Origin of the sequence: Anabaena sp. UHCC 0253, from assembly GCF_009712085.1 — a bacterium.
Taxonomy (GTDB): Bacteria; Cyanobacteriota; Cyanobacteriia; order Cyanobacteriales; family Nostocaceae; genus Dolichospermum.
The window spans coordinates 247,517-258,177 of the sequence record NZ_VILD01000002.1 but is presented as its reverse complement, the minus strand read 5'-3'; the positions used below and the strand labels follow the sequence as shown (position 1 = coordinate 258,177).

The 10,661-nt window shown below is 37.0% G+C and carries 10 protein-coding genes and 1 tRNA gene; 4 read left to right on the top strand and 7 right to left on the bottom strand.

Annotation, left to right across the window (positions count from 1 at the left end; all coding sequences use genetic code 11):
• The 3 genes from FJR38_RS05265 to FJR38_RS05255 all read left to right on the top strand — a co-directional run.
• On the top strand, positions 1-232 hold a 232-nt coding region (locus FJR38_RS05265; protein WP_254449361.1), incomplete at its 5' end, for an Rrf2 family transcriptional regulator.
• 17 nt (positions 233-249) lie between these two features.
• Entirely contained in the window at positions 250-1,209 is a 960-nt protein-coding gene (gene cysK, locus FJR38_RS05260) for a cysteine synthase A (protein WP_168492176.1), read from the top strand.
• Between the two features lie 90 nt (positions 1,210-1,299).
• On the top strand, positions 1,300-1,989 hold the full coding sequence (locus tag FJR38_RS05255) for a J domain-containing protein (RefSeq protein WP_168492178.1): 690 nt from the start codon (positions 1,300-1,302) through the stop codon (positions 1,987-1,989).
• 19 nt (positions 1,990-2,008) lie between these two features.
• Here the strand turns inward: FJR38_RS05255 and FJR38_RS05250 are convergent, their stop codons facing one another.
• Together FJR38_RS05250 and vap15 are read right to left on the bottom strand one after the other, a co-directional pair.
• The gene (locus FJR38_RS05250) at positions 2,009-2,425 is read right to left on the bottom strand and encodes a putative toxin-antitoxin system toxin component, PIN family (protein ID WP_168535814.1); all 417 of its coding nucleotides are present in this window, start codon (positions 2,423-2,425) and stop codon (positions 2,009-2,011) included.
• Positions 2,403-2,639: a type II toxin-antitoxin system VapB15 family antitoxin gene (vap15, locus tag FJR38_RS05245; RefSeq protein WP_168535812.1), complete on the bottom strand. Its 237-nt coding sequence runs from the start codon at positions 2,637-2,639 to the stop codon at positions 2,403-2,405. The genes FJR38_RS05250 and vap15 overlap by 23 nt, the downstream gene beginning before the upstream one ends.
• A gap of 557 nt (positions 2,640-3,196) precedes the next feature.
• Between vap15 and FJR38_RS05240 the strand changes: the two genes are divergently transcribed.
• Complete coding sequence (locus tag FJR38_RS05240) at positions 3,197-4,069, top strand: 6-carboxytetrahydropterin synthase (protein WP_168535810.1); 873 nt, start codon at positions 3,197-3,199, stop codon at positions 4,067-4,069.
• Between the two features lie 45 nt (positions 4,070-4,114).
• Here the strand turns inward: FJR38_RS05240 and gltX are convergent, their stop codons facing one another.
• The 5 genes from gltX to FJR38_RS05215 all read right to left on the bottom strand — a co-directional run.
• Positions 4,115-5,560, bottom strand: coding sequence for a glutamate--tRNA ligase (gene gltX, locus FJR38_RS05235; RefSeq protein ID WP_168535808.1), 1,446 nt, complete (start codon positions 5,558-5,560; stop codon positions 4,115-4,117).
• A 98-nt stretch (positions 5,561-5,658) separates the two neighbouring features.
• Positions 5,659-5,732: transfer RNA gene (locus FJR38_RS05230), tRNA-Asp, on the bottom strand.
• A gap of 292 nt (positions 5,733-6,024) precedes the next feature.
• On the bottom strand, positions 6,025-7,497 hold the full coding sequence (locus FJR38_RS05225) for a serine/threonine-protein kinase (RefSeq protein ID WP_168492187.1): 1,473 nt from the start codon (positions 7,495-7,497) through the stop codon (positions 6,025-6,027).
• A 128-nt stretch (positions 7,498-7,625) separates the two neighbouring features.
• Positions 7,626-9,263: a serine/threonine-protein kinase gene (locus FJR38_RS05220; protein WP_168535806.1), complete on the bottom strand. Its 1,638-nt coding sequence runs from the start codon at positions 9,261-9,263 to the stop codon at positions 7,626-7,628.
• Between the two features lie 294 nt (positions 9,264-9,557).
• On the bottom strand, positions 9,558-10,661 hold a 1,104-nt coding region (locus FJR38_RS05215; RefSeq protein WP_168535804.1), incomplete at its 5' end, for an esterase-like activity of phytase family protein.

The window sequence follows — 10,661 nt, the reverse complement described above, 5'->3', positions numbered from 1 at the left end:
GCGAGAACCTTGGAAAATTAGTATCTTTGATATTTTAGAATGTTTAGAAGGTTTAGATGTGCAGACGACTGAGCAAGATTCTAATCCCACAAGTCTAGACAATACTCTGGTGGCAGAAATCTGGCAAGAAGCACGTCAAGCTGCAAATTCAGTGTTACAAAACTATTCGCTTCAGGATCTTTGTGAAAAACGAGATTCACGGAAGCAGTTAGATATCATGTACTACATTTAAGGACATAAAAATTTATCATGCAAATTGCTAAAAATATTACGGAATTAGTAGGAAGGACACCTTTAGTAGAGTTAAACCGGATTCCTCAAGAATTAGGTTGTGTGGCGAAAATTCTGGTGAAATTGGAAAGTATGAACCCTTCTGCATCGGTGAAAGACCGAATTGGGGTAAGTATGATTACTGCGGCGGAAAAAGAAGGATTAATTGCACCTGGTAAGACGATTTTGGTAGAACCTACATCGGGAAATACGGGAATTGCCTTAGCAATGGCCGCTGCGGCTAAGGGGTATCAATTAATTTTAACAATGCCAGAAACAATGAGCGCAGAACGGCGGGCGATGTTAAGGGCTTATGGGGCGCAATTGGAACTCACGCCGGGAATTGAGGGCATGAGTGGGGCGATTCGGCGGGCGCAAGAGATAGTGGATAAGACACCTTATGCCTATATGTTGCAACAGTTTCGCAATCCGGCTAATGCCCAAATTCATCGGGAAACTACCGCTGAGGAGATTTGGTCAGATACGGATGGCCAGGTAGATATGATTGTGGCTGGTGTGGGGACAGGTGGAACGATTACTGGGGTAGCGGAAGTGTTGAAGGCACGAAAACCGAGTTTTCAAGCGATCGCTGTTGAACCTGCTAATAGCCCTATATTATCTGGGGGTAAACCAGGACCCCACAAAATTCAAGGTATTGGGGCGGGTTTTATTCCCCAAGTCTTAAAGGTAGAATTGATTGATGAGGTGATTACGGTTACTGATGACGAAGCGATCGCCTTTAGTCGTAAATTAGCCAGAGAGGAAGGACTACTATCGGGAATCTCTACGGGTGCTGCCCTCTGTGCGGCGGTTCGTGTCGCTCAACGTCCAGAAAATTGCGATCGCTTAATTGTTATGATTCAACCAAGTTTCGGTGAGAGATATCTCAGTACACCTTTGTTCCAAGACTTAGAAGCGCAAGGTGGAATTAAAAATTAATAATTAAAAATTAAAAAGCAGATTACACAAGCTGTTTGCAAATTTTTAATCATTGTTGATTTACTTGTCACTTAACAATCTATTGGATTAATGTCCGATTTTAACCACTACGACACCCTAAAAGTTAGTGCCTATGCCAGCCAAGCGGAGATTAAACAAGCATATCGCCGCTTGGTGAAAATTTTTCATCCTGATAGTAATAAAGAAATACCAGATAATGAGCAGATTATTCGTGTTAATGCTGCTTATGAAGTATTGAGTGACAACAAAAGTCGCCTTGATTATGATGAAAAACTTCGTCATAGGCAGCAAAAATTCCATCATTCTCGCCAAAAACGTACAGAATCTGCCCAACAGCATTACAAAGCAACTAGGAAAACTGGCAAAGATGTTGATGAGAAGATTGAAGAATGGTTATGCCGAGTTTATAAACCAGTAAATCGGATACTTTGTACAATTCTCAATTCTTTAAAAGAGCAAATTGAGGAATTAGCCGCAGATCCTTTTGATGATGATCTTTTAGACGAATTTCAAGATTATTTAGAATCCTGTCGAGAAGACCTCAAGGACGCTCAAATTAAGTTTCGTTCTTTACCAAATCCTCCTAGTTTTGCCGCCACAGCCGCGCACATCTACTATTGTATGAGTCAACTTGGAGACGGTATAGAGGAGTTAGCTTATTTTCCATTAAGCTATGATGATCGTTATTTGCACACTGGGCAAGAATTATTTCGGATAGCTAAAAGATTGTATCGGGAAGCGCAAGAATCGGTAGGTTGAATATGTACTCAGATCAATTCTATAATTTCAGTAAAAGTTCTTGATAAGTAACAATTTCAGTATTTTCAAATTTTGTAATCACTAATAAATCTTGATCACCAGTGACTAAAAAATTTGCGTCACTATCTTTTGCTAGTGCTAAAAGATAGTTATCTTTCGCATCCCGACAAATAAAAACTTCGGAGGTTATATTTATAAATACACCAATGGTTCGTAAAAGTTGAATTAACTCATGAACTTTGTTAGACGGAAAATATTTTTGTAACTTAGGACGTTGAGTTACTAAAGTAATTTCTTCTAATATTTGCTCAGAAATTACTACTATAATTGTTTCAGCAACTAAAAGGTCTTTTAAATCTTTCAGTTCTTTACCAATCAAGAAACTAATCCAAAGATTAGTATCAATAATGATCTTAACTGCTTTGTTTTCTGTCATAAATTTGAGAACGGACAATTTCAACCTCTTCAGTAATTTCTGCTAATGATAATTCATCAGTTTGAAATACTTCCAATAACTCTGTTAATTTATGATTCAAGGTTTCTTTTTCTAGTTCTTTGCTAAGTAATAATTTTTCAGAATCAGAAAGTTGTTTAACTAGAGTCAGAATTTGCTCAAATGTCAATGGTAGTTGATAGGTATTTTGTAGCATAGTATTAATTTGTTATTTCCCTATTTTTCTGAACCTCTACATTTTCAAATATTTTCTCAATTTTATCAACTAATTGAGGATTTTGGTCTAAAGAAATTAATATATTGAGTAAAAAATATTTAATGGCTGAGTAATTTCCTTACTATTTCTTAAACCTAACCCGACTATTCGAGGTGTGGAGGGAAGATGTACTCTATTATAATGAGGTTACAAAAAATATGATGTGAGCATAAACATTAATAGGACTTACGCAAGATTGAACTCAAAACCTGATTCTTGCGTAGGGGTAATTCATGAATTACCCCTACTTCTGTTCTGTTTTGCGTAAGTCCTGATTAATTTAGTTTTTAATGTACTTTTCTGTTATTTTTTATCAGTGTAACAAAATTAATAATGATATTATACAACACAGAATCCGTAGGTAGCGATCGCACCCTTTCCCCAGTACCTACTCAATAGTTACCAGTAAAAAAGCAACTGACCACTAAGCAACAAATTGGTTTATACTGAGAAAAGTGAAAGATTAAGAAATTTTAAGTTCTGTTCTCAGTGTACTCATGCAATGTATTGTAAATCGCCGCGCTCAGTTTTCCGCCAGCCATCGGTATTGGTTGCCAGAACTAAGTGAAAACGAAAATGTGGAAAAATTTGGTCTTTGCTCGAAATTTCCCGGACACGGACATAACTATGTTTTATTTATTTCCCTGGCTGGGGAATTAGATGAATATGGGATGGTGCTAAATTTGTCTGATGTGAAGCACGTCATTAAGCGGGAAGTTACTGGCCAACTAGATTTTTCCTATCTCAATGATGTATGGGCAGATTTTCAACAAACTCTCCCCACTACAGAAAATATAGCGCGGGTAATTTGGCAGCGTTTAGCACCTCACTTACCTTTAGTCCGCGTGCAGTTATTTGAACATCCTGAACTTTGGGCAGATTATATGGGTAACGGAATGGAAGCATATCTAAGTATTAGCACTCACTTTAGCGCCGCACACCGACTAGCACACCCTGATTTGAGTTTGGAAGAAAATACTGAGATTTACGGTAAATGCGCTCGTGTGAATGGACACGGACATAACTACCATTTGGAAGTGACTGTGAAGGGAGAAATTGATCCTCGCACGGGCATGATTATTGATTTAGGGGCTTTAAATCAGATAATTACAGATTATGTCGTAGAACCTTTTGATCACACTTTTTTAAATAAAGATATTGCTTTCTTTGCTAAAGTTGTGCCAACGGCGGAAAATATCGCTCTTTATATTAGTAATGTATTGCGATCGCCTATTCAAGAATTAGGAGCAACTCTACATAAAATCAAACTCATCGAAAGTCCTAACAACTCCTGTGAAATCTATGTTGCTGACTCTGAACCAACATCTATTAACGCAGCAGTCAGTCAACCAATATTAGCCACAGTTTAATATTGAATTTTTGTAGAGACGTTCCATGGAACGTCTCTAGTTGATTTAAGGGTTGGTGCTAATTGCTTGATGTAAACGAGCTTTATCTAAACCGATCTGATTTAGCAGTAACCAAGATTGAATTAAATCAGGTCCATGTACATCCCCAGTTAAGGCTGCTCTGAGCGATCGCATGACTAAGCCTTTTTTCACATTCTCTGTTTTCACAACTTGCTTAATAATACTTTGGGCGCTATCTGCTGATAACTCTGGCTGACTTTCTAAAGCTGTAATAATTGCTTGCAATACAGTCTTGACACCTGCTTGCTGTAGTTGTTGACTGCCTTCTTCAGTCAATTCTACCCCCTCAGTAAAAAATACTTTAGTCATCTCCACAGCATCCACCAACCGCGTCAAACTTGCAGCAATTAACGTTACTAGCTGCTCTAACCAAGGACCTTCTCTCCCACCTGTCAATTGATAACCAGCTTTTTCCCAGCAGGGGATAAGTAAATCTGTGAGTTTATCAACTGGCATAATATGCAGATATTGGCTATTTAACCAATCCAATTTATCCCAGTCAAATTTAGCACCAGCTTTATTCACCCGCTCAAAGCCAAAATCCTTAGCTGCTGATTCTAAATTGAATATTTCTTGGGTAGAATCCGCAGGCGACCATCCCAATAAGGTCATATAGTTTACTAAAGCTTCCGCCAGAAAGCCCATTTCCTGAAAGTCACAAATGGAAGTTACTCCATCCCGTTTCGATAGTTTCCGCCCTTCTTGATTCAAAATTAAAGGTGTATGAGCAAATTCGGGAATCTTCGCGCCCAAAGCTTCATATAGCAGAATTTGTTTAGCAGTATTGGCGATATGGTCTTCACCACGAATGACATGACTAATTTGCATATCAATGTCATCCACAACCACCACAAAATTATATAGTGGTTGACCAGTACCATCACTAGCAGCGCGAGCAATGACCATATCACCACCCAAATCGCTACCGCGCCAACTCATTTTACCCCGGACTAAATCATTCCAGACAATTTCCCGGTGATCATCTATTTGGAAACGAATTACAGATGAACGTCCTTGAGCTTCAAATTCAGCCCTTTGTTCTGGGGTAAGATGACGATGACGGTTATCATAGCGAGGAGCTTCTCCTCTGGCTTTTTGCGCTTCCCTTAACCCGTCTAGTTCTTCTGATGTGGTGTAGCAGCGGTAAGCTAATCCTTGATCTAATAATTTTTGAACTGCTTCTTTATAAAGATGTAAGCGTTGAGATTGGAAAAATGGACCTTCATCCCAGTTCAATCCTAACCAGCCCAGTCCAGACAAAATATTATCTGTGTATTCAGGACGCGATCGCTCTAAATCTGTATCTTCAATTCTTAAAATAAACTTCCCATCATGGTGACGGGCAAACAAATAATTAAATACAGCCGTTCTTGCTGTACCAATATGTAAATTTCCGGTAGGACTCGGAGCTATACGGACTCTGACGGTCACAGTTGATTCTCTCTTTTATAAATCATAATTACACCTACTGTTGTAAAGACTATGAGTTTATTTAACTAACTCAGTATCTTACACTCAGTATTTTAGAACGGGACTGACGGGGCTCGAACCCGCAACTTCCGCCGTGACAGGGCGGTGCTCTAACCAATTGAACTACAGTCCCTTGACTTGCACTCTCACTATTATGCCTAATCTTTTTCTAGTTGTCAAGTAGTTTGTAGAAATTTTTTTTAAATTCTGGAAAAGAGGGCTGGTCAAAAGAAGCAGGGGAGCGGGGAGCAGGGGGGAGAGACTGGGACAAAGCTTGTATCCCGTACCCATGCTCCCCCCTCTGCCCATTGGTCATTGGTGATAAAGTTCCAGTTCTCATCCTGTAAATCCTTAAATCCTGGACATCCTGATAGCGTAGCGTGGCGTTAGCCATTTCTGACAATTTCTCTAACTTATAAGTAATATTACGCTTCTAAATGCTTTAAAATTTTCGCTTGGAGCTGCTTATATTGCTGCTTTAACCAATTTTTGCTTACCAAAGCTTGGGTTGAAGCTGTGACTTGTTGACTTTGCTGCACCCAATTTTTCAAATTTTGTGATTGTAAGGGAACAAGACTGATACTAAAAGTATTAACGCAGTCATTAGGGGCTTCTAAGGTAAAGAAAAGTAACGAATAGCACGCACTTTCCGCTAATGTCCACACCAATTTTAGATTTTGGGAATTTTGCATATCTAAATAACATGGTAGCCACTTAGGAGCAATTTCTCGATTGTAAAGTAGTGTGATCCATAACAACATTGGATGGGGATGTGTAATAAAAATAAATCGAGTGTAGCGGGTAGTATGGGCATAATTATAGATTTCTAATTGTGGCAACATTAACCATAAAGAAGGTTTAGGAACTTTTTCTATATCTATTAGTTGTGGAAAAACAATTTCTTGAATTGGTTTATTTTTAGGCCAAATAAATTTTTTATCAGGTATTGTCATGGTTTTGGATAATTCTGAATTCCCCAAAACTGGAGGTAAAGATACCTGATGAACAGATTGTTCTATATTCTCCAAAACTTGGAGAATTTTGGTCATATTTTGTGGACGCTGCTCTGGCTTTTTGGCTAAACAATTCATAATTAAATCATTTAGCTGCTGTGGGATTTTAATTTGAGGATTAACATCAGCTATATGTTTTGGTGGTTCAAATAAATGCACTCTATACCAAGCACCAAACGCATCTGTTTCTGGTTGCCAAGGTTTTTGCCCTGTCAGCATTTCAAACATCATCACGCCTAAGCTATAAATATCTGAGCGACTATCTAAATCTCCACCATCTAATTGTTCAGGAGAACAGTAAGGTAAAGTTCCATGAAATCCTTTATTTGTGGTAATTGCGGCTGTAGTGTCTAAAAATTTAGCAATACCAAAATCTAAGATTTTAGCTAGGTTGCCTAATATAGGATCAGGGGTGACGATAATATTAGCTGGTTTAATATCTCTATGAACTAAGGGATGAATTTTTCCATCAATATTGACACCTTGATGAGCGCATTTTAACCCTAAACAAATTTGGCGTGATAGATTTAGAAACATTGGCACAGGTAGAGGAATTAATTTCTTCAAACTCTGTCCAGATAAATATTCCATTACATAATAAGGATTGCCATTAGCCGTCATACCATAATCATAGGCACGAACGATATGGATACTTTTTTGGCTTAAAGCTGCACTTAGTAGAGCTTCCCTGCTAAAACTTTCTTGTACTTGAGGATCAGTAACAGTTTGAGATAAAAACTTAATGGCAACTGGTGTTCCACCTAGCAACATATCCTCTGCTAGGAATACCTCACCCATGCCACCCCTTTCAATTAATGTCTTGATTTGATAACGGTTGGCCACCAACTCCTGAGTTTTTGGAGATTGGTAGGGGCTATTGTTCACCTAAACCTCCTGATAGTTTGGGTATTGGGATTTTGAATCATGCAGTCCATAATGCTGTTAATACAGGTAAATATGGAAAAATTTAGAAGTCACTATTAACAATTCAAAATTTAAAAATAAAACATAATTCATTCTGAATCACTAGGATAATTACTGATGCCTAAATTTTTCTTTAACAAATTATGAAACAAGTTACCTATCCATAATTTTACACAACCTCGAACTTTTTTACCATCTTTAGCTAAATTGTGTACTATTTGTAATTTAACTTTTTTATATTCAGTTTTTAGCAGATTTTTTGCTTGCTGGGTGGAAATTTCTGGATTATCTATGTGGCTAATATTTATACAATCAGTTAAACATTGACGTTGTGTAGCACTTAACGTCAAAGTCATAACTCTGGGTGGATTATTGGGGTTTTCTAAAGCAAAAAACAATAAATGATAATATCCTGTTCTTTCTAAAGACTTGACTATTTTCTGCCCTGTTTCATCTTTTATATCTAAATAATGAGATAGCCATCTCGTTAGGGACGATTCTTCATCATATAGCATTGTTATCCATAAAACCATTGGGTATACTGACATTTTACTAATAAATTCAGAATGATGTTTCTTATTAATAAATTGATCAATTTCTTTCTGGGGTAGCATTGCCCAAAAAGTGGGAATAACACCTTGTTGTGTATATAAAAGATGCGGGAAACCAATAAGTTCTATTGGCTTATTTCTAGGCCATTTTTTTTGCAAACATTCTTGTTCTGTGACAGATGTAACGGGAATTAATTCGACTGCCGGTGTAGGTATAAATTTTGGCTGACCAGTTATTTTTTGTTTATTTATTTGATGTTTCGCAATTAATTTTTCCTTGATTTTTTCCAAAGAATTTAATATCTCTCTGACGCTTTGAGGTCTTTTATTTACATCTTTATTTAAACAACTTATAACTAATTTCTGTAATTCTTCGGGAACTTCTACTTGGGAATTTACCTCAGCAAAGGTTGGTGGATTTTGAAAATGATGAAGTTGATACCAAATCCCGAAAGATTGACTGGTGTTATGAAATGGATGTTTTCCAGTCAGCATTTCAAACATTAAAATTCCTAAGCTGTAAATATCCGAACGTGCATCTATATGTTTTTTTCCTTCCATGTGTTCTGGAGATGAATAAGGTAAACTACCAACAAAAGATTCTGTTAGTGTCATTCCCCCTGTTTCAGTTAAAAATTTAGCAATACCAAAATCGAGAATTTTTACCATCTCTGATTTTGCTCCAGCTTCATTAATAAATATATTTTCTGGTTTGATGTCTCTATGAATTATTGGATAAATTTTACCTTTAAAGTGAACACCTTGATGAGCGCAATGTAGTCCTAAACATATTTGTTGACAAATTTCTAAGAATATTGGTAAGTTTAAATAATTTTTCTTAATAATCCTATTTAATGGTCTACCGCGTAGATATTCCATCACATAAAAGGGAACTTTATTATCAGTTACACCATAGCTTAATAAGCGGACAATATTTTTGCTTTTTTTACCTAGTTGGGCGCTAACAAATATTTCTCTACCAAAACGTTCCGCTATTTGCTGATTTCTCAGACTCAATGTGAGGATTTTCACGGCTACTAGCATACATCCTTTAGAAACGTCTTCTGCTAAGTAGACTTTTCCCATTCCTCCTTGTCCGAGTAAGTCTCTGATTAAATAGCGGTTATTTAATAGTTTGTCAATGTAAATGTCTGATTTAGCTGTTTTGTTAGTCATATTCTAAATTTCTTTTAGTTGCTAAAAGTGTTAGCTTATTTCCTCCCGAATCTTTTTTAAGTAGTCGTGCAAAATAAATTGTATATTTGGGAAAGGGAACAGATAAGGAATACAGGGATTTTTGTTTGTTCCAAAAATGTTGAATTAATTTTGCTCAGGTACTTATGCAATTGCTAATATGATGTCACATCATCTTGATTTTGCTGTGACTGTTGCCTATTAGTGATGATTTGGAATCAGAGTAACAAGAGAGTAGATATACGTTAATATACGTAAAAAGGGAATTTTTAACGATTATTGAGTATTAGGCATTCTCAGACGATTTAATAATCTAGTTAGTGGTGATTCTATTTTCAGTTTAAAGGCTAAAATTTGGGTTTGCTGTAACCCATTGAAATTGTTATCGCTGACAAGAATTAGAGATGGTTTTCCATCTGGTAATTTTGCACCCAAAGTCAATCCCTCAATATTATCTAATGATACATCTAAAGTTCGTAGATCTAAGAGGATTTTTTTCTCTACTGGTTTGATTTTGGTGATGTCAGTTTTGATCATGCTATCAAAGTGCTGAATGTCGGTAGCGTTGTCTAAAGAAACCTGAAATAAGAAAACTGTAAATCCTAATCCTGTAAAACTTCTTTCTAGACTGAGAAAGTGTCCTTGGTTATCAAGGGCTAGTAAATCAGGTAAGCCACTGGCAAATTTACCTGTAGGATTAAATAAAGGTGTAACTGGTTGTGTCTGGTAGATAAATTCCTGTTCTGGCTGTTTAGTTAAGAGGTTATATTGCAGAATTCGGCAAGGAGTACCCAAACCAGGTTTAGCTGCTGAACCATCTTGAATTAAGGCGTTTTCCGTTGCTGTAAATAGGAATTTCTGATTGGGTGTAATTGTAAGACTTTCAAAGGCTAAGTTGTTGCGGATGCCTTTTTGGTTTTGTGGATCTGGTAAAAATTTCTCTGGTATGGGTAGGATGCTGATGGTTTGGCCTGAAGCGAGAGAAAATTCTTGAATGAAGGGATTGATGAGTTGGTTGACATCACCTTCAGATGAAACAAATATAGTATCTCTATTGGTGAGGGCAATTCCTTCTGTATCAGTAGTGGTGGGGGGAAATGGTTGATTATTCGTATCTAATAGGTTGGTGACACTGACGGGAACAACGCCGTTACTAGTTAATTTACCTTTGCTAAGGTCAATTTTTAATGTATAAAAACGAGGGGGTGCTTTTTGCCCTCTATCGTCTGATATGGCGTAGTATAGGTTATTTTGGGCATCATAAGTAATTCCTGATAAACCGCCAATTTCAGTTTTTTGGAAAGATAAACCTGTGGGTAAGGTGGCTTGTCCGATAAATTCTATACTACTGATAGTTAAGGAGGCAGAAGCGAAATTACT

What these genes read in the sequence shown, in the direction of transcription:
- cysK (WP_168492176.1), top strand. Translation starts at nt 250, where the DNA reads ATGCAAATTGCTAAAAATATTACGGAATTAGTAGGAAGGACACCTTTA.
- FJR38_RS05255 (WP_168492178.1), top strand. Translation starts at nt 1,300, where the DNA reads ATGTCCGATTTTAACCACTACGACACCCTAAAAGTTAGTGCCTATGCC.
- FJR38_RS05250 (WP_168535814.1), bottom strand. Translation starts at nt 2,425, where the DNA reads ATGACAGAAAACAAAGCAGTTAAGATCATTATTGATACTAATCTTTGG.
- vap15 (WP_168535812.1), bottom strand. Translation starts at nt 2,639, where the DNA reads ATGCTACAAAATACCTATCAACTACCATTGACATTTGAGCAAATTCTG.
- FJR38_RS05240 (WP_168535810.1), top strand. Translation starts at nt 3,197, where the DNA reads ATGCAATGTATTGTAAATCGCCGCGCTCAGTTTTCCGCCAGCCATCGG.
- FJR38_RS05220 (WP_168535806.1), bottom strand. Translation starts at nt 9,263, where the DNA reads ATGACTAACAAAACAGCTAAATCAGACATTTACATTGACAAACTATTA.